The following is a 353-nucleotide window of genomic DNA, read 5'->3' as shown; positions in this document are numbered from 1 at the left end:
ACGGCTGAGCCGCACCTACGGCCAGATCGCCAAGGCCCGCGCGACAGCCAAGCGTCGGGCCTTGGACTGGCAGCACCAGACCACCACCGAACTCGCCGGCACCTTCAGCGTGGTCGTGGTGGAGGGTTTGAAGATTACGAACATGGTCCGCTCTGCCAGGGGCACGGTCGAACAACCCGGCCGGAACGTGACGCAGAAGGCAGGGCTGAACCGCGCCATCGCCGGTGAGGCGTGGGGTCGCACAGTCACCCTGCTGGAGTACAAAACCCGTGATCGCGGCGGGCTGGTGGTGAAGGTTCCCGCCCCGGGCACGTCGCAGACCTGCCACCAGTGCGGGCACCGTGACGCTGCCT

1 protein-coding gene is annotated in these 353 nt (G+C 67.7%); it reads left to right on the top strand.

Annotation, left to right across the window (positions count from 1 at the left end; genetic code table 11):
- Positions 1–353 (top strand): zinc ribbon domain-containing protein (locus tag QSK17_RS35830; protein ID WP_285711147.1); only part of this gene is annotated, 353 nt, incomplete at both ends.

Source organism: Microtetraspora sp. NBRC 16547 (assembly GCF_030268965.1).
GTDB lineage: Bacteria > Actinomycetota > Actinomycetes > Streptosporangiales > Streptosporangiaceae > Microtetraspora.
This window is presented reverse-complemented; position numbering and strand designations above follow the sequence as displayed.